Genomic DNA, 18,910 nt, shown 5'->3' with positions numbered 1-18,910 from the left:
CGAGGCGCAGGGATGCGCCGAGAGGGCGTGGCCTGCAGGGATGCAGGCTCATGCCCGACCCGATAGCCTGAAGGAATAAGCTGAGGGTACCGCGAAGCGGCGATTTACCGCCGGGAGCCCGGGTCGCCAGGGTGGTGGCGATTGAGCCACCCTGGCACGTTCACCGGCCATGTCGTTACAGAGTAGCAATGAACATAAAGTGAACGGAATGACCTCCACAGCCGTATGTTCCCCCTCACCCCAGCCCTCTCCCTCAAGGGAGAGGGGGTCATCCGTGCAGGCATTATTTTGTGGGGAACCCTCAGCCCACGGGGAGAGGGAGAACGTCATCCTTTCATCCACGCCCGGATCCCGTCCAGGAACATCTGCGTTGCCATCATGACCAGAATCAGCCCCATCAGGCGTTCCAGCGCGTTTACCCCTTTTTCGCCCAGCAGGCGCAGGAACAGGGACGACTGCAGCAGGATAATGAACGTTCCGCCCCAGGCAATCAGCAGGGCAATCACCAGATGGCTCATCTGATTCGGATACTGATGCGACAGCAGCATCAGCGTGGCCAGAATGGTCGGGCCCGCGACGAGGGGGATCGCCAGCGGCACAATAAATGGCTCTTCACCCGCAGGCAGGCCGCTGCTGCTACCTTCCGCGCTCGGGAAAATCATCTTAATGGCAATCAGGAACAGAATAATCCCGCCGGAAATCGACACGGTTTCGGCACGCAGGTTCAGGAATGCGAGAATTTTTTCACCCGCAAACAGGAAGATAAACATCACCAGCAGGGCGATGAGCAGCTCGCGGATCATGATCGCCCGGCGACGCTTCGGCTCGGTGTGTTTTAGCACCGACATGAAGATGGGCAGGTTGCCCAGGGGATCCATAATCAAGATCAATAAAACCGCGGCGGAAATGATTTCACTCATGTAAATTATCCCTGAAACTCTCTAAGGTTATTATGATAATTAGCTGTATTTCTGATTGCCGGGCAATCATCGATTAATTTCGCTTGCGACTTTGGCAGCATTTTGTAATGTGAAGCATATCCCAGTTCAATACTGGCTTGCACAATCAGCACACACCCTCAGCAGGAAAAAAATGCTATGAAAAACGTTGGTTTTATCGGCTGGCGCGGTATGGTCGGCTCTGTACTCATGCAACGCATGGTTGAAGAGCGCGATTTCGACGCTATCCGCCCGGTCTTCTTCTCCACTTCTCAGCTCGGCCAGGCTGCTCCGTCCTTTGGTGGTACCACAGGCACGTTGCAGGATGCTTACGATCTGGAAGCGCTGAAGGCGCTCGACATTATTGTGACCTGCCAGGGCGGCGATTATACCAACGAAATCTATCCAAAGCTGCGTGAAAGCGGCTGGCAGGGCTACTGGATTGATGCGGCCTCGTCGCTGCGCATGAAAGACGATGCCATCATCATTCTCGACCCGGTTAACCAGGGCGTGATCACCGATGGTCTGAACAACGGCGTGAAAACCTTTGTTGGCGGTAACTGCACCGTCAGCCTGATGCTGATGTCCCTCGGCGGCCTGTTCGCGCAGGATCTGGTGGAGTGGGTCTCCGTGGCGACCTACCAGGCGGCGTCCGGCGGCGGTGCGCGTCACATGCGCGAGCTGCTGACCCAGATGGGCCAACTGCACCAGAGCGTTGCGACCGAGCTGGCAAACCCGGCATCCGCTATTCTGGATATCGAGCGTAAAGTGACCCAGCTGACCCGCAGCGGTGAGCTGCCGGTGGATAACTTTGGCGTACCGCTGGCCGGTGGCCTGATCCCGTGGATCGACAAGCAGCTGGATAACGGCCAGACCCGCGAAGAGTGGAAAGGCCAGGCTGAGACCAACAAAATCCTCAATACCGCGAACACCATTCCGGTTGACGGTCTGTGCGTACGTATCGGCGCACTGCGCTGCCACAGCCAGGCCTTCACCATTAAACTGAAAAAAGATGTGTCTATTCCGACCGTGGAAGAGCTGCTGGCCGCGCACAACCCGTGGGCGAAAGTGGTACCAAACGATCGCGATATTACTATGCGCGAGCTGACCCCGGCAGCGGTGACCGGCACGCTGACCACGCCGGTTGGCCGTCTGCGTAAGCTGAATATGGGGCCGGAGTATCTCTCCGCGTTCACCGTCGGTGACCAGCTCCTGTGGGGCGCCGCCGAGCCGCTGCGCCGCATGCTGCGCCAGCTGGCGTAATAATTTGTTAAATACCAGGGGTGATTTTCACCCCTTTTTTTTGCGTACTACATGGAGTAACACGCGTATGTCTTATTTTTTATCAGGAGTCATCTAGAGCGTTGGCTATGCTTTAAGGAAGAGTCATTTCTTACCTGAGGTTCGAGCGGAGCAGAATGGATGCACATTTTTGTGCTGTCCCGTTCAGGTCACATTAAAAGTCGTCCCGGAGCGCTTAAAAAGGACGACATAAAAAACAGGATGAATACCATGTCCGATCGTGTGGATAGAGACGTGATTAATGCGCTTATTGCGGGTCATTTCGCTGACCCCTTTTCTGTGCTTGGGATGCACCGTACTGAGGCCGGTCTGGAAGTTCGGGCACTGTTACCGGATGCCACAGAAGTCTGGGTGATTGAACCCAAAACCGGCCGCAAGGTCGGTAACCTGGAATGCCTCGATTCCCGTGGCTTCTTCTCGGGCGTGATGCCCCGTCGTAAAAATCCTTTTCGCTATCAGCTCGCCGTTCTCTGGCACGGTCAGCAAAACCTGATTGACGATCCCTACAGCTTTGGCCCTCTGCTTAAAGAGATGGATGCCTGGCTGCTCTCCGAAGGGACGCATCTTCGCCCTTATGAAACGCTGGGTGCCCATGCCGATACCATGGACGGCATTACCGGCACGCGGTTCTCCGTGTGGGCGCCCAATGCCCAGCGTGTCTCCGTTGTTGGACAGTTCAACTACTGGGATGGCCGCCGCCACCCGATGCGCCTGCGTCGGGAAACCGGCATCTGGGAGCTGTTTATCCCCGGGGCGCACCACGGGCAGCTTTATAAATTCGAGATGATTGACGCCCACGGCAAGCTGCGCATTAAAGCCGACCCGTATGCCTTCGAAGCGCAGATGCGTCCGGATACCGCATCGCTGATTTGCGGCCTGCCGGAGAAGGTTATCCAGACGGAGGAGCGTAAGCAGGCCAACCGCTTTGATGCGCCGATCTCCGTCTATGAAGTCCATCTCGGCTCATGGCGTCGCCACACCGATAACAACTTCTGGCTCAGCTACCGGGAGCTTGCCGACCAGCTAGTCCCGTACGCCAAATGGATGGGCTTTACCCACCTGGAGCTGCTGCCGGTCAACGAGCACCCGTTCGACGGGAGCTGGGGCTATCAGCCCACCGGGCTGTATGCGCCGACCCGCCGCTTCGGCACCCGCGACGACTTCCGCTATTTCATTGATGCCGCGCACGCCGCCGGGCTGAACGTCATCCTCGACTGGGTGCCGGGCCATTTCCCGGCGGATGATTTTGCGCTGGCAGAGTTTGACGGTACGAAGCTGTACGAGCATAGCGATCCGCGCGAAGGCTATCACCAGGACTGGAACACGCTGATCTACAACTACGGTCGCCGTGAGGTCTCAAACTACCTGGTCGGGAATGCCCTGTACTGGATCGAGCGGTTTGGCATCGATGCCCTGCGCGTGGATGCGGTGGCGTCGATGATCTACCGCGACTACAGCCGCAAAGAGGGGGAGTGGATCCCGAACGAGTTTGGTGGCCGCGAAAACCTGGAGGCGATTGAATTCCTGCGTAATACCAACCGCATTATCGGCGAGCAGGTGGACGGTGCCGTGACCATGGCGGAAGAGTCCACCGACTTTGCGGGCGTCTCCCGTCCGCCGTCATTGGGCGGCCTGGGGTTCTGGTATAAGTGGAACCTGGGCTGGATGCACGACACGCTCGACTACATGAAGCTGGATCCGGTTCACCGTAAGTATCATCACGATAAACTGACGTTCGGGATGCTCTACAACTACACCGAAAACTTCATGCTGCCGCTGTCGCACGATGAGGTGGTACACGGTAAAAAATCGATTCTCGACCGCATGCCGGGCGACGCGTGGCAGAAGTTTGCCAACCTGCGCGCCTATTACGGCTGGATGTTTGCCTTCCCGGGCAAGAAACTGCTGTTCATGGGCAATGAGTTCGCCCAGGGGCGCGAGTGGAACCACGACGCCAGCCTCGACTGGCATCTGCTGGAAGGCGGCGACAACTGGCACCACGGGGTGCAGCGTCTGGTACGCGATCTGAACCTGACCTATCGCCACCACAAAGCGCTGCACGAGCTCGACTTCGATCCGTACGGCTTTGAATGGCTGGTGGTGGACGACCATGAGCGCTCGGTGTTTGTCTTTGTGCGTCGTGACAAGGCGGGTAACGAGATCATCGTCGCCAGCAACTTCACCCCGGTGCCGCGTGAACACTACCGCTTCGGCATTAACCAGCCGGGCAAATGGCGTGAAATTCTGAATACCGACTCGATGCACTACCACGGCAGCAACGCCGGTAACGGCGGGCTGGTACAGAGCGACGCCATTGAAAGCCACGGGCGACCCAACTCCCTGAGCCTGACGCTGCCGCCGCTTGGCACCATCTGGCTGATGCGGGAGGGCGAATGACGCAGCTTACGGCAGGTAAACCCGAACCGCTCGGGGCGCATTTTGACGGAAAGGGGGTCAATTTCACCCTCTTTTCCGCTCACGCCGAGCGGGTAGAACTGTGCGTGTTTGACGGGGAAGGTAACGAGCACCGTTACGATTTACCCGCGCGCACGGGGGATACGTGGCACGGCTACCTGGCCGGCGGGCGGCCCGGCATGCACTACGGCTTTCGCGTTCACGGTCCGTGGGATCCCGCGCAGGGGCACTGGTTTAACCCGGCGAAGCTGTTGATTGACCCGTGCGCGCACCGCGTGGACGGCGAATTTAAAGATGACCCGCTCTTCCACGTGGGCTACGGCGAGCCCGACCACCGCGACAGCGCGCCCGTCGCGCCAAAAAGCGTGGTGGTGAACGATCTTTATGACTGGGAAGACGATGCCCCGCCGCACACGCCGTGGGGCAAGACCGTCATTTATGAAGCCCACGTCAAAGGGCTGACGTACCTGCATCCGTCGATCCCCAAAGAGATGCGCGGCACCTACAAGGCACTCGGGCATCCCACCATGATCGCCTACCTGAAACACCTCGGCATCACCGCCCTGGAACTGCTCCCCGTCGTCCATTTTGCCAGCGAGCCGCGCCTGCAGCGGCTGGGGCTGAGCAACTACTGGGGCTATAACCCGCTGGTGATGTTCGCGCTCGAGCCGCGCTATGCCGTCCATCCGGAAAAGGCGCGGGACGAGTTCCGCGATGCGGTGAAGGCGCTCCACGCGGCGGGCATTGAGGTCATTCTGGACGTGGTACTGAACCACAGCGCAGAAAGCGATCTCGACGGCCCGACGCTCTCCATGCGCGGAATTGATAACCGTAGCTATTATTGGATCAGGCAGGATGGCGATTACGAGAACTGGACCGGCTGCGGCAACACGCTCAATCTCAGCCATCCGGCGGTCACGCATTTTGCGTATGAATGCCTGAAATACTGGGTAGAGACGTTCCACGTCGACGGTTTTCGTTTCGACCTGGCGCCGGTGATGGGGCGCACGCCGGCGTTCAGCCAGCAGGCGCCGCTGTTTGAGGCGATAAAAAACTGCCCGGTGCTCTCGCAGGTGAAGCTCATTGCCGAGCCGTGGGACATCGGTGAAGGCGGTTATCAGGTCGGGAATTTCCCGCCGCTGTTTGCCGAGTGGAACGACCACTACCGCGACGCCGTGCGCCGCTTCTGGCTGGAGCGGAACCTGTCGCTGGGGGAATTTGCCGGGCGCTTTGCCGCGTCGAGCGATCTCTTTAAGCGCGACGGCAAACGCCCGTCGGCCACCGTCAATCTGTTGACGGCACACGACGGTTTTACGCTCAGGGACTGCGTTTGTTTCAATCAGAAACACAATGAGGCGAACGGCGAAGAGAATCGCGATGGCACTAACAATAACCATAGCTTCAATCATGGTATAGAAGGGTTAGGCGGAAGTCTGGATGTGATAGAGCGGCGACGCGCCAGCGTTCATGCGCTGCTGACAACGCTTTTACTGTCGCAGGGCACGCCGATGCTGCTGGCAGGCGACGAGCATGGTCATAGCCAGCACGGTAACAACAACGCCTATTGCCAGGACAACACCTTAACCTGGCTTGACTGGGGGGAAGCCAACAACGGGCTGATTCATTTTACCGCTGCGCTGATCCATCTTCGCCAGCAGATCCCCGCGCTGACCGCCAACAATTGGTGGGAAGAGGGTGACGGCAACGTTCGCTGGCTGAATAAAGACGCGCAACCGTTAAGCGCGCAAGAGTGGCAACACGGCGTACCACGCCTGCAAATCCTGCTGTCGGATAAATGGCTGGTCACGCTGAACGCGACGGATGACGTCGCAGAGATTGTTTTACCTGACGGGGAGTGGCGCGCCGTTCCCCCCTTTGCCGGAGCGGATAATCCGGTAGTAATGGCTGTCTGGCACGGGCCTGCGCACGGAGTGTGCGTATTCCAAAGATGATAAAAAAGGAGTTAGTCATGGTTAGATTAGAGAAGAACGATCCCTTAATGTTGGCACGCCAGCTACCATTAAAAACGGTTGCCCTGATACTTGCGGGCGGGCGTGGTACCCGTCTGAAAGATTTGACCATCAAGCGCGCCAAACCGGCTGTTCACTTTGGTGGTAAGTTCCGTATCATCGACTTTGCGCTCTCCAACTGCCTGAACTCGGGCATTCGCCGCATCGGCGTCATTACGCAGTATCAGTCGCATACGCTGGTTCAGCATATCCAGCGCGGCTGGTCTTTCTTCAGCGAAGAGATGAACGAGTTTGTCGATCTCCTTCCTGCGCAGCAACGCGTCCACGGCGAAAACTGGTATCGCGGGACAGCGGATGCGGTGACCCAGAACCTCGACATCATTCGTCGCTACAACGCGGAATACATCGTGATCCTCGCCGGGGACCACATCTACAAGCAAGATTACTCCCACATGCTGATCGACCACGTCGAAAAAGGGGCGCGCTGCACCGTGGCGTGTCTGCCTGTGCCCGTTGCTGAAGCGACGGCGTTTGGCGTCATGCACGTGGATGCGGACGACAAAATTATCGACTTCGTTGAAAAACCGGCGAACCCGCCAACCATGCCGGGCGATGACACCAAATCACTCGCCAGCATGGGGATCTATGTCTTTGACGCAGATTATCTTTATGAGCTGCTGGAAGAAGACGACAAAGACGAAAACTCCAGCCACGACTTCGGTAAAGACATCATTCCGAAAATCACGAAAGCTGGCATGGCGTATGCACATCCTTTCCCGCTGTCCTGCGTGCAGTCCGACCCGAATGCGGAACCCTACTGGCGCGACGTGGGCACGCTGGAAGCGTACTGGAAAGCGAACCTCGATCTGGCATCGGTCACGCCTGAACTGGATATGTACGACCAGAACTGGCCGATTCGTACCCATATGGAGTCGCTGCCGCCGGCCAAGTTCGTCCAGGACCGCTCCGGCAGCCACGGTATGACGCTGAACTCGCTGGTGTCCGGCGGGTGCATTATCTCCGGTTCGGTCGTGGTGCAGTCGGTGCTGTTCCCGCGCGTGCGGATAAATTCATTCTGTAATATCGATTCGGCAGTCTTGTTGCCGGATGTCTGGGTAGGGCGCTCGTGTCGTCTGCGTCGTTGCGTGATCGACCGTGCCTGCGTCATCCCTGAAGGGATGGTTATTGGGGAGAATGCGGAAGAAGACGCGCGTCGTTTCTACCGTTCGGAAGAGGGGATCGTGTTAGTCACACGGGAAATGTTGCGGAAGCTGCAGATCAAACAGGAGCGATGATGCAGGTTTTACACGTATGTTCTGAGATGTTCCCGTTATTAAAAACGGGCGGACTGGCAGATGTGCTTGGCGCATTACCGGCGGCGCAAATCGCCGGAGGCGTGGATACCCGAGTCCTGCTGCCCGCCTTTCCGGATATCCGGCGCGGTATACCCGATGCGAAAGTGGTGACCCGCCGTGAAACGTTTGCCGGACGCATTACCCTGCTGTTTGGACATTACAATGGCGTAGGGATTTACCTGATCGACGCGCCGCATTTATACGATCGCCCGGGCAGCCCGTATCACGATACGAACCTGTTCGCCTACACCGACAACGTGCTGCGCTTTGCGCTGCTCGGCTGGGTCGGCGCCGAAATGGCGACGGGGCTGGATCCGTTCTGGCGTCCGGATGTGGTGCACGCGCACGACTGGCACGCCGGGCTTGCTCCGGCGTATCTCGCCGCGCGCGGCCACCCGGCGAAATCGGTCTTTACCGTGCATAACCTGGCGTATCAGGGGATGTACTACGCCCATCACATGAATGACATCGATCTGCCATGGTCGTTCTTTAACATGCACGGTCTGGAGTTTAACGGGCAGATCTCGTTCCTGAAGGCGGGGCTGTACTACGCCGATCACATCACGGCGGTGAGCCCAACCTACGCGCGTGAGATCACCCAGCCGGCGTTTGGCTACGGCATGGAAGGGTTGCTGCAGCAGCGCCATCGCGAAGGCCGCCTGTCGGGCATCCTGAACGGTGTGGATGAACAAATCTGGAGCCCGGAAACCGATCTCCTGCTGGCGGCGCGCTACGGTCGTGATTCCGTGGAGGACAAAGCGGAGAACAAACGCCAGCTGCAGATTGCGATGGGCCTGAAGGTGAACGACAAAGTGCCGCTGTTCGCCGTCGTGAGCCGCCTGACCAGCCAGAAAGGGCTGGATCTGGTGCTGGAGGCGCTGCCCGGTTTACTGGAGCAGGGGGGACAGCTGGCGCTGCTCGGCGCGGGCGACCCGGTGCTGCAGGAAGGTTTCCTTGCCGCCGCCGCGGAACATCCGGGGCAGGTAGGCGTACAGATTGGCTACCACGAAGCGTTCTCGCACCGCATTATGGGCGGCGCGGACGTCATTCTGGTGCCAAGCCGTTTCGAACCCTGCGGCCTGACGCAGCTGTACGGCCTGAAATACGGCACCCTGCCGCTGGTACGCCGCACGGGCGGACTGGCGGATACCGTATCCGACAGCTCTCTGGAAAACCTGGCGGACGGTATCGCCAGCGGATTTGTCTTTGAGGACAGTAATGCCTGGTCGCTGCTTCGGGCGATTCGGCGTGCTTTCGTCTTGTGGTCCCGTCCATCGCTGTGGCGTTACGTACAACGTCAGGCGATGTCCATGGACTTTAGCTGGCATGTCGCGGCGCAGTCATACCGCGATCTCTATCAACGCTTGATGTAACGAGGCGAAGTTACTGATATGAACGCTCCATTTAGCTACTCTTCACCCACGCTCAGCGTTGAGGCGTTAAAGCACTCCATCGCCTACAAGCTGATGTTCACCATCGGGAAAGATCCGGTTATTGCCAACAAGCACGAGTGGCTGAACGCCACCCTGTTTGCCGTGCGTGACCGCTTAGTTGAACGCTGGCTGCGCTCAAACCGCGCCCAGCTCTCGCAGGAGACGCGTCAGGTTTACTACCTGTCGATGGAATTTTTGATTGGCCGCACGCTGTCCAATGCGCTGTTGTCGCTCGGTATTTATGACGACGTCAAAACCGCACTGGAAGAGATGGGGTTAGATTTAGAAGAACTGATCGACGAAGAGAACGACCCGGGCCTCGGTAACGGCGGTCTGGGACGTCTCGCCGCCTGCTTCCTCGACTCGCTGGCGACGCTGGCGCTGCCGGGCCGTGGCTACGGTATTCGCTACGATTACGGTATGTTCAAACAGAATATCGTCGACGGGCGTCAGAAAGAGTCCCCGGACTACTGGCTGGAGTACGGCAACCCGTGGGAGTTCAAGCGCCACAACACGCGCTACAAGGTGCGCTTTGGCGGACGTATTCAGCAGGAAGGGAAAAAATCCCGCTGGGTGGAAACGGAAGAGATCCTGGCCGTGGCCTACGACCAGATTATCCCCGGCTACGACACCGACGCCACCAACACGCTGCGCCTGTGGAGTGCCCAGGCCAGTAGCGAAATTAACCTCGGGAAATTTAACCAGGGTGACTACTTCGCGGCGGTGGAGGATAAAAACCACTCCGAGAACGTGTCCCGCGTGCTGTACCCGGATGACTCGACCTACTCGGGCCGTGAGCTGCGCCTGCGTCAGGAGTACTTCCTTGTTTCGGCGACCATTCAGGACATCCTTAGCCGCCACCATCAGCTGCACAAAACCTACGCCAACCTGGCGGAGAAAACCGCGATCCACCTTAATGACACCCACCCGGTGCTCTCTATTCCGGAGCTGATGCGCCTGCTGATCGATGAGCATAAGTTCAGCTGGGATGACGCCTTTGAGGTGACCTGTCAGGTGTTCTCATACACCAACCACACGCTGATGAGCGAAGCGCTGGAGACGTGGCCGGTGGACATGCTCGGCAAAATCCTGCCGCGCCATCTGCAGATTATCTTTGAGATTAACGACTACTTCCTCAAGACGCTGCAGGAGCAGTATCCGAACGATACCGGCCTGCTGAGCCGCGCGTCCATTATTGATGAGTCGAACGGTCGCCGCGTGCGCATGGCCTGGCTGGCGGTTGTCATCAGCCACAAGGTCAACGGCGTGTCCGAGCTCCACTCGAACCTGATGGTGCAGTCGCTGTTTGCGGACTTCGCGAAGATCTTCCCGACGCGGTTCTGCAACGTGACCAACGGCGTCACTCCGCGCCGCTGGCTGGCGCTGGCCAACCAGCCGCTCTCTGAGGTACTGGACGAGAATATTGGCCGCACCTGGCGTACCGATTTGAGCCAACTGAGCGAGCTGGAACAGCATATTGATTTCCCGACGGTGAACAAAGCCGTGCGCGAAGCCAAGCTGCTGAACAAAAAACGTCTGGCGGTCTGGCTGGCGATGCACCTCAACGTGGTGGCAAACCCGAAAGCGCTGTTCGACGTTCAGATCAAACGCATCCATGAATACAAGCGTCAGCTGATGAACGTGCTGCACGTGATCACCCATTACAACCGCATCAAGGCCGATCCGACGGCCGAATGGGTGCCGCGCGTGAAGATCTTCGCCGGTAAGGCGGCGTCGGCCTACTACATGGCGAAGCACATTATTCATCTCATCAACGACGTGGCGAAGGTAGTTAACCAGGATCCGGACATTGGCGACAAGCTGAAGGTGGTGTTCATTCCGAACTACAGCGTCAGCCTGGCGCAGCTGATTATCCCGGCGGCGGATCTCTCTGAACAGATTTCCACGGCGGGGACGGAGGCATCCGGCACCAGTAACATGAAGTTTGCCCTCAACGGCGCGCTGACCATCGGCACGCTGGACGGGGCGAACGTCGAGATGCTGGAGCACGTGGGCGAAGACAATATCTTTATCTTCGGTAATACGACGGAAGAGGTGGAGGCGCTGCGCAGGAAAGGCTACTCGCCGCGTCAATATTACGAAGAGGATGAAGAGTTGCGTCAGGTGCTGACGCAGATCGCGACCGGCGTGTTTAGCCCTGATGAACCGAGCCGCTACCGCGATCTGGTCGATTCGCTGATTAACTTTGGCGATCACTACCAGGTGCTGGCGGATTATCGCAGCTACGTGGACTGTCAGGATAAGGTGGACGAACTTTATCGCCAGCCGGAGAAGTGGACCAGCGCCGCGATGTACAACATCGCCAATATGGGCTATTTCTCGTCAGACAGGACCATCAAGGAGTATGCCGAGACGATCTGGCATATTGATCCGGTGAGGTTGTAAAAACAAAGCCGGGTGGCGGCTTCGCCTTACCCGGCCTGGTTGATCCCGTAGGCCCGGTAAGCGTAGCGCCACCGGGCGTTTTTTCACATCAGGACGCCAGCGACAGCTCACGCTTTCCCGCATGTTGCAGCAACCACTGCGCCACGCGAGACTGCTGTTCGGCGTTGAGCCACATCCCTTCTTTGGTACGGCGCCAGATAGCATCATCCAGACGACGCACCCACTCGTGCTCAACCAGGTAACGCAGCTCGGCTTCGTACAGCTCGTGGCCGAAATGCTCGCCCAGATCCGCAATGTCCTTCGCATCGCCCAGGAACAGCTCGGTATTGCTGCCGTAGGTGCGGGCATAGTGGCGCGCCATCCCTTCGGTGATGAACGGGAAGCGACGGCGCAGCTTCGCGGCGTAATCATCGCGGTTATCGCCGATATCACCGCCGGGCAGTACCGCGCCCTTGGTCCATGCCGGGCCAATGCCTTTGTAGTACGGCGCCAGTTTTTCCAGCGCGTGCTCGGCCAGCTTGCGGTAGGTGGTGAGCTTGCCGCCAAACACGGACAGCAGCGGCGCCTGACCGTCAACGTCGTGAATATCGAGCGTATAGTCGCGGGTGATGGCCTGCGGTGAGTCAGATTCGTCATCGCACAGCGGACGCACGCCGGAGTAAGTCCAGACCACGTCGTCGCGCGACAGCTGTTTCTTAAAGTGCGCGTTATACACTTTAAGCAGGTAGTTCACTTCGCTCTCGTCGATCTCGACGTTCTTTGGATCGCCTTTGTACTCCACGTCGGTGGTGCCGATGATCGAGAATTCGTCCATCCACGGGATCACAAACACGATGCGCTTGTCTTCGTTTTGCAGAATGTACGCCTGCTTCTGGGTATGCACGCGCGGCACCACAATATGGCTGCCTTTGATCAGGCGGATGCCGTACGGGGAAGGCAGATGCATGCCCTCGTCAAAGAACTGTTTCACCCACGGGCCGGTGGCGTTCACCAGGCCGCGCGCTTTCCAGCTGAATTTCTCGCCGGTATCGATATCTTCCGCCTCGACAATCCACAGGCCGTTTTCACGGCGGGCAGAGGTCGCGCGGGTGCGGGTTTTCACCTCGCCGCCTTTCTTCTCAACCATCTGCGCGTTCGCCAGCACCAGGCGGGCATCGTCCACCCAGCAGTCGGAATATTCGAATCCGCGCACGATTTCAGGCTTAAGGACCGATTCTGAGCCAAAACGCAAACCTTTCGAACCCGGGAGACTGGTGCGTTTACCCAGATGATCGTACATAAACAGACCAATTCGGATCATCCACGCCGGACGCAGATGCGGGCGATGGGGCAGGCGGAAGCGCATCGGAATCGCCAGATGCGGGGCCATTTTCAGCAGCACTTCACGTTCGGCCAGCGCTTCACTGACCAGGCGGAATTCGTAGTGTTCCAGGTAGCGCAGGCCACCGTGAATCAGTTTGGAGCTGGCGGACGACGTCGCGCAGGCGAGATCGTTAGCTTCCAGCATCAGTACGGATAAACCGCGTCCTGCGGCATCGACCGCAATACCGGCACCGTTGATGCCACCGCCTATCACAATCAGATCTTTGGTTTCCATAACACCCTCATGCACTTTCGTTAAAGCTCAGAAATGTTCGATATCGCTCATAATAGCAAAGGAACGCGCTTTTGGTAACATCAAAAAAACAATTTAGAGTGATATGGATAACATAATGGCGTTTACCCGCCGCCAGGACGTACACTACGGGGTAAAATCTTGTCGTTGACCACTGTAAAGAGAACACCATGGATCAGTTTGAATGTATTAACGTAGAAGAAGCCCACCAGAAGATGCACCAGGGAAAAGCGGTGCTGGTGGACATCCGCGATCCGCAGAGTTTTGCGATGGGCCATACGCCGGGCGCGTTCCATCTCACCAACGACACGCTGGGCGCGTTTATGCGCGATAACGACTTCGACACGCCGGTGATGGTCATGTGCTATCACGGCAACAGCAGCAAAGGCGCGGCGCAGTACCTGCTTCAGCAGGGTTACGACGCGGTTTACAGCGTCGACGGCGGTTTCGATGCCTGGCATCGTCATTTCCCGGCGGAAGTGGAATACGCTTTTGAGCGCTGATCCCGCTATACTGTCCCCTTTTGTGTGGAAATAAGCGACCGCTGCCCATGTTGATGATCACCTCTTTTACCAACCCGCGCGTCGCCCAGGCGTTTGTCGACTATATGGCGACGCAGGGCGTTATTCTGACTATTCAGCAACATACGCAGACCGACGTCTGGCTGGCCGATGAGAGCCAGGCCGGGCGGGTAAACGAGGAGCTGGCGCGTTTTCTTGAGAACCCTGGCGACCCGCGCTATCTGGCGGCAAGCTGGCAATCCGGCCAGACCGGCAGCGGATTGCACTACAGCCGCTTTCCCTTCCTCGCCACCATTCGCGAGCGCGCGGGCCCGTTTACGCTGCTGCTGATGGCGGCCTGCATCATTGTCTTCATTATCATGAACGTGGTCGGCGACCAGAGCGTGATGATTGCCCTGGCGTGGCCTTATGACCCGTCTCTTGAGTTTGACGTCTGGCGCTACTTTAGCCACGCGCTGATGCACTTCTCGGTGATGCATATCCTCTTTAACCTGCTCTGGTGGTGGTATCTCGGCGGTGCCGTTGAAAAGCGTCTGGGCAGCGGCAAGCTGATCGTTATCACCATCATCAGCGCCCTTTTAAGCGGCTACGTGCAGCACAAGTTCAGCGGGCCGTGGTTCGGCGGGCTGTCGGGTGTCGTGTATGCCCTGATGGGCTACGTCTGGCTTCGCGGGGAGCGCGACCCGGAAAGTGGCATCTATCTGCAACGCGGATTAATAACCTTTGCGTTAATATGGCTAATTGCCGGATGGTTTGATCTGTTTGGTATGTCTATCGCCAACGGCGCGCACGTCGCCGGGCTGGCCGTGGGGCTGGCGATGGCCTTTGCCGACACGCTCCATGCGCGAAAACGAACATAATTCTCAGGGATAATTGATGAAACAAACACAACGTCATGACGCCATTATCGAACTGGTAAAAAAACAGGGATACGTCAGCACCGAAGAGCTGGTGGAGCAGTTTGCCGTCAGCCCACAAACCATCCGTCGTGACCTGAATGACCTGGCCGATCAGAACCGTATTCTTCGCCACCACGGTGGCGCGGCGCTGCCGTCCAGCTCGGTTAACACCTCCTGGCACGACCGTAAAGCCACGCAGACGGCGGAAAAAGAGCGTATTGCCCGTAAGGTCGCCAGCCAGATCCCGAACGGGGCGACGCTGTTTATTGATATCGGCACCACGCCGGAAGCGGTCGCCCATGCGCTGCTGGATCATGAGAACCTGCGCGTGGTCACCAACAACCTGAACGTGGCTAACACCCTGATGCAGAAAGACGATTTCCGCATCATCCTCGCGGGCGGGGAGCTGCGCAGCCGCGACGGCGGAATTATCGGTGAAGCCACCCTCGATTTTATCTCCCAGTTCCGCCTCGACTTCGGCATTCTGGGGATCAGCGGCATCGACAGCGACGGCTCGCTGCTGGAGTTTGATTACCACGAGGTACGCACCAAGCGCGCGATCATTGAAAACTCGCGCCACGTGATGCTGGTGGTGGATCATTCGAAGTTTGGCCGAAACGCGATGGTGAACATGGGCAGCATCAGCATGGTGGATGCGGTCTATACCGACGTGATGCCGCCGGCGGGCGTGATGCAGGTGATTAAAGATAATAATTTGCAGCTGGAATTGTGCTAACGGTTGTGTCGGGTGGCGCTGCGCTTACCCGACCTACAACACCTGTAGGCCCGTGCAAGCGTAGCGCCGCCGGGCAATGAATTACACTCCGTACCCCATCATCTTCAACAGCTGCTGTGCATGCTGTACCGCATCCTGACGATGCGCCACGCCCAGCTTCTGGTACAGGTTGCGGATATGCGTTTTGATGGTGGTCGCCGCCACCGCCAGCTCGCCGGCAATCTGCTCGTTGCTGTAGCCTGAATAGATCAGCCCCAGAACCTGCCATTCGCGCTGGGTGAGCGGGCTGGTGCGGATAAGCTCCGGCACTTCCGGGTGGTTCAGCAGACGTTCAACGAAGTTCTCATCGAAATGCGCGAACTTGTGCCGATGATGCTGGTTAATCTCGCGCAGAATGCGCTGGGCGCGATGTTGATCCAGCTCTGGCAGCGTGTTGAGCTGAATAAGCTGACGCAGCTGCTGGGCCATCACTTCACCCTCAATCACAAAGTGGCTGATAAACCCGGTGCGGTTTGCCAGCTGTAGCGCCTCCAGCAGCACGCGCTGGGCATCGTTTTTACGACCCGCCTGCCAGTAGAGCTGGTTCTGCAGCAGCAGGTTGCGGTTCAGATCGCTCATCAGGCGCAGGCTGCGCGCGTTCTCGTTCAGCTCTTCCAGCACAATCTCAGCGGGCTCTAATTCACCGAGCAGGATCTGCGCGCGGGCAATGTTGCGCCACTGGCTCTGCAGGAAGTGGTTGTTGGCAAATTCCGGTTTTGGCGTCTGACGCAGCCAGTTGGCGGCGGATTTTTTATCGCCGGTCATCTGCCAGTAAATCACCCGGACCTTATCGGCGTTTGACACCCAGTCGCTATGATACTGACCGTTGCCGAGTAGGTTTTCCAGGCGGTTAAGATGGTTGCGGGCGTTATCGAGATCGCCGCGCGCCAGCGAGCACTGCACCAGCAGCGCCAGACACTGCAGCTGCTGCTGAGGCTGGAAACTGGAAAGAACATCCACACCCTGGCGGGCGCAGCTTTCTGCTTCATCCAGACGCGACCATGCCCACAGCAGCTGAGCGCGAATACGCAACAGGAACTCGTGCATCGGCAGCTGTTCCAGGTGCTGTTCACGAATCAGCTGGAACGCTTTTTCCTGGTTTTCCCAGGCAGCCTGCAGGAACCCCTGCGCGAATAAAATCTCGCTCTGCTGGATCAGGCTCCACAGCGCGTAGTGCCAGACATCATGACGACGCGCCATCTGTTCGGTTTGCTGCATCAGTGAAAGCGAACGCGTGAGGTCGCCCTTGCAGTGCAGCACTTCGCCGTGCACGGAGGTCGCCACGATGCGGCTGTAGAAGTTGGCCAGCGGCAGTTCATCCAGCGCGACCATCGCCAGCCGTTCCGCTTCGTCCGGGTCACCGTCGTTAATGGCCACCTGAGCGCGCAGCGCGTTGAACTCGCCGTGCAGGGTGGTATCCATCTCGCTTTCCATCTCCTGCTCGGCGCGCGCCAGCAGGGTGTTCACTTCGCTGTAGCGATGCTGGCTCTGCATCAGCCAGGCCTGCAGCAGCACCAGACGCGGATTCTCCAGCAGGCTTTCCCACGGCAGGGCTTTGAGGGACTCTTCCAGCAGCGTCAGCTCGCTGTGGTTAAACAGGCCCCACGCATGATTGAGGAGGATATCGCGCAGCATGCTGGCATCCCCGGCAGCGAGCGCGTGGTGGATGGCCTCGCTCGGGAAGCCCTGTGCCATCCAGCTTTCGGCAGCGGCGCGGTGGATCTCCGGCAGTTCAACCGCCAGTTCCCACTGACAGCGCTGGCGCAGGAAGCTACCAAACAGCGGATGATAGCTAAACCACTCGCCGGGATCGTCCATGCGCGTCAGGAAAAGGCCCTGACGTTCAATTTCTTCGAGCTGCAGCTGACCGTTTTCACAGCCCGTCACCCGCACGATGAGGGCATCGTTCATGGAGCGCAGCAGCGAGCTTTTCAGCAGGAAATTACGCGTCGAGGGATCGACACTGTTCAGCACCTCGTCCACCAGGTAATCAGAGAGGTGGCTGGCGTTGATGCCGGCCAGACGCCGCGCTGACTGATGGGCTGGACTGTTGTTTTGCCGGGCAGAGAGGGCGATGAGCTGCAGCGCCGTGGCCCAGCCCGCGACGTCATCACACAGGCGGCTGCTTTCAGCGGCCTCAATGGGTGAGGTCAGGCGGCAGTCAAAGAACTGTTTTGCTTCCTGGTGGGTAAAGGCCAGCTGCTGGCTACCCACTTCCAGGAGCTGATCGCGCACGCGCAGGTTGGCAATACCCAGCTGCGGCAGGTTGCGTGACAGCACCACTAACGTCAGGTTTTCCGGCTGATGGCGCAGGAAGAAACGCATTGATTCATGAATCACCGGGTTAGTGATGAGATGGTAATCATCAATCACCACGTAAAGCGGGCGATGCCATTCAGCCAGTTCGATAAACAGCTGAGAGAAAAGGGAGGACAGACTGGCGTACTGGCGCTTTTGCACCATCACCTCACTGGCGACGCAGTGTCCATGGGTGGCTTGCTGTATCGCGGCAATCAGATAGCTGGCAAAGCGCTCCTGCTGGTTATCGCCCTCATCAAGAGAGTACCAGCCAAGATCGCTCTTACCTGCGGCCCATTGCGAAATGAGCGTTGTTTTTCCATAACCTGCAGGGCTCGTAACCAGCGCCAGTCGGAAATTATGCGCGCCGGAAAGTTTAGCCAACAGACGCTCGCGGACCACTGTGTGGTCAAGACGAACCGGGCGACTTAATTTAGACGGAATCAACATAGGTTTCACTTCACTGTGGGGAACGAGAGATTTTATTTTTTTTGCGCTTCGTAATTAATGGTTATAAGGTCGGCCAATAAGTTAACTATTGCAAGTTATGTCTGGATTTGGTGGCTGTGAATTTGCACTCTGTCACAAAACATTCAGGCACAGGAGGGAACTTTCTGAAAAGGTCTTTGATGCCCCGTCAATGCTGGCTTGTATGGCTGTGCTGCGGCTGCGCTGAAACTTGTTTCAGAAAGGGATAGTGACGTCGAATTTAATATACTTCTGGTAAAGTTAAGGGAGATTAATAATCTCCTTAGCGATTTCCCGATTGCCGAAATATTATTCTACGTAAGTAATTATTTCGGCGGGGTTTAATTTCACCCGAAACCGCATTTCATTTCTTTGACATTCTCCTCGGTTACTTTTTTATCTTCCGGGCACACTCGAACTATGCTCTGAGAGTGGCCTTGATCACACTTTTCTGCTCATCCCCGCTACTCCTCCCTGTCTAATCCCCCTCGGGAGGAGGAAGAGGGGAAATGAGC

At 57.8% G+C, this 18,910-nt stretch carries 12 protein-coding genes; 9 read left to right on the top strand and 3 right to left on the bottom strand.

The window, feature by feature from the left end; translation table 11 throughout:
- Positions 1-326: 326 nt before the first annotated feature.
- Positions 327-920, bottom strand: coding sequence for an NAAT family transporter YhgN (gene yhgN, locus ACMGGQ_RS19595; RefSeq protein ID WP_003861574.1), 594 nt, complete (start codon positions 918-920; stop codon positions 327-329).
- 177 nt (positions 921-1,097) lie between these two features.
- Here yhgN and asd point away from each other — a divergent pair, with 177 nt between their 5' ends.
- From asd to glgP, 6 genes are all read left to right on the top strand, one after another.
- On the top strand, positions 1,098-2,201 hold the full coding sequence (gene asd / locus ACMGGQ_RS19590; protein WP_024908885.1) for an aspartate-semialdehyde dehydrogenase: 1,104 nt from the start codon (positions 1,098-1,100) through the stop codon (positions 2,199-2,201).
- A 249-nt stretch (positions 2,202-2,450) separates the two neighbouring features.
- Positions 2,451-4,637, top strand: a complete 2,187-nt coding sequence (glgB, locus tag ACMGGQ_RS19585) for a 1,4-alpha-glucan branching enzyme (protein ID WP_048991812.1) — start codon at positions 2,451-2,453, stop codon at positions 4,635-4,637.
- Complete coding sequence (gene glgX, locus ACMGGQ_RS19580; protein ID WP_420290412.1) at positions 4,634-6,607, top strand: glycogen debranching protein GlgX; 1,974 nt, start codon at positions 4,634-4,636, stop codon at positions 6,605-6,607. The genes glgB and glgX overlap by 4 nt, the downstream gene beginning before the upstream one ends.
- 17 nt (positions 6,608-6,624) lie before the next feature.
- Entirely contained in the window at positions 6,625-7,920 is a 1,296-nt protein-coding gene (gene glgC, locus ACMGGQ_RS19575; RefSeq protein WP_008503066.1) for a glucose-1-phosphate adenylyltransferase, read from the top strand.
- A complete protein-coding gene (gene glgA, locus ACMGGQ_RS19570; protein WP_008503065.1) occupies positions 7,920-9,353 on the top strand; it encodes a glycogen synthase GlgA in 1,434 nt (477 codons plus the stop codon). Before glgC ends, glgA begins: the two co-directional genes overlap by 1 nt.
- 18 nt (positions 9,354-9,371) lie before the next feature.
- Positions 9,372-11,819, top strand: coding sequence for a glycogen phosphorylase (gene glgP, locus ACMGGQ_RS19565; RefSeq protein ID WP_025910282.1), 2,448 nt, complete (start codon positions 9,372-9,374; stop codon positions 11,817-11,819).
- A gap of 88 nt (positions 11,820-11,907) precedes the next feature.
- On the opposite strand, the gene glpD is transcribed toward glgP, so the two are convergent.
- Positions 11,908-13,416, bottom strand: a complete 1,509-nt coding sequence (glpD, locus tag ACMGGQ_RS19560) for a glycerol-3-phosphate dehydrogenase (protein ID WP_048027712.1) — start codon at positions 13,414-13,416, stop codon at positions 11,908-11,910.
- 188 nt (positions 13,417-13,604) lie between these two features.
- Here glpD and glpE point away from each other — a divergent pair, with 188 nt between their 5' ends.
- The 3 genes from glpE to ACMGGQ_RS19545 are packed head-to-tail and all read left to right on the top strand — an operon-like array spanning position 13,605 to position 15,590.
- On the top strand, positions 13,605-13,937 hold the full coding sequence (gene glpE, locus ACMGGQ_RS19555; RefSeq protein ID WP_008503062.1) for a thiosulfate sulfurtransferase GlpE: 333 nt from the start codon (positions 13,605-13,607) through the stop codon (positions 13,935-13,937).
- Between the two features lie 47 nt (positions 13,938-13,984).
- Positions 13,985-14,815: a rhomboid family intramembrane serine protease GlpG gene (glpG, locus tag ACMGGQ_RS19550; protein WP_028015659.1), complete on the top strand. Its 831-nt coding sequence runs from the start codon at positions 13,985-13,987 to the stop codon at positions 14,813-14,815.
- 16 nt (positions 14,816-14,831) lie between these two features.
- Entirely contained in the window at positions 14,832-15,590 is a 759-nt protein-coding gene (locus ACMGGQ_RS19545) for a DeoR/GlpR family transcriptional regulator (RefSeq protein WP_008503060.1), read from the top strand.
- A gap of 81 nt (positions 15,591-15,671) precedes the next feature.
- Here the strand turns inward: ACMGGQ_RS19545 and malT are convergent, their stop codons facing one another.
- Positions 15,672-18,377, bottom strand: coding sequence for an HTH-type transcriptional regulator MalT (gene malT, locus ACMGGQ_RS19540; RefSeq protein ID WP_045909015.1), 2,706 nt, complete (start codon positions 18,375-18,377; stop codon positions 15,672-15,674).
- Between the last annotated feature and the right edge of the window lie 533 nt (positions 18,378-18,910).

Source organism: Enterobacter sp. BNK-13, from assembly GCF_048685015.1.
In the GTDB taxonomy this organism is placed as follows: Bacteria; Pseudomonadota; Gammaproteobacteria; order Enterobacterales; family Enterobacteriaceae; genus Enterobacter; species Enterobacter quasiroggenkampii.
The sequence above is the reverse complement of the archived record's forward strand: the minus strand, read 5'-3'. Positions and strand labels throughout refer to the sequence as shown.

What these genes read in the sequence shown, in the direction of transcription:
- glpD (WP_048027712.1), bottom strand. Translation starts at nt 13,416, where the DNA reads ATGGAAACCAAAGATCTGATTGTGATAGGCGGTGGCATCAACGGTGCC.
- malT (WP_045909015.1), bottom strand. Translation starts at nt 18,377, where the DNA reads ATGTTGATTCCGTCTAAATTAAGTCGCCCGGTTCGTCTTGACCACACA.
- glpG (WP_028015659.1), top strand. Translation starts at nt 13,985, where the DNA reads ATGTTGATGATCACCTCTTTTACCAACCCGCGCGTCGCCCAGGCGTTT.
- glgP (WP_025910282.1), top strand. Translation starts at nt 9,372, where the DNA reads ATGAACGCTCCATTTAGCTACTCTTCACCCACGCTCAGCGTTGAGGCG.
- glpE (WP_008503062.1), top strand. Translation starts at nt 13,605, where the DNA reads ATGGATCAGTTTGAATGTATTAACGTAGAAGAAGCCCACCAGAAGATG.
- yhgN (WP_003861574.1), bottom strand. Translation starts at nt 920, where the DNA reads ATGAGTGAAATCATTTCCGCCGCGGTTTTATTGATCTTGATTATGGAT.
- glgA (WP_008503065.1), top strand. Translation starts at nt 7,920, where the DNA reads ATGCAGGTTTTACACGTATGTTCTGAGATGTTCCCGTTATTAAAAACG.
- glgX (WP_420290412.1), top strand. Translation starts at nt 4,634, where the DNA reads ATGACGCAGCTTACGGCAGGTAAACCCGAACCGCTCGGGGCGCATTTT.
- asd (WP_024908885.1), top strand. Translation starts at nt 1,098, where the DNA reads ATGAAAAACGTTGGTTTTATCGGCTGGCGCGGTATGGTCGGCTCTGTA.
- glgB (WP_048991812.1), top strand. Translation starts at nt 2,451, where the DNA reads ATGTCCGATCGTGTGGATAGAGACGTGATTAATGCGCTTATTGCGGGT.
- glgC (WP_008503066.1), top strand. Translation starts at nt 6,625, where the DNA reads ATGGTTAGATTAGAGAAGAACGATCCCTTAATGTTGGCACGCCAGCTA.
- ACMGGQ_RS19545 (WP_008503060.1), top strand. Translation starts at nt 14,832, where the DNA reads ATGAAACAAACACAACGTCATGACGCCATTATCGAACTGGTAAAAAAA.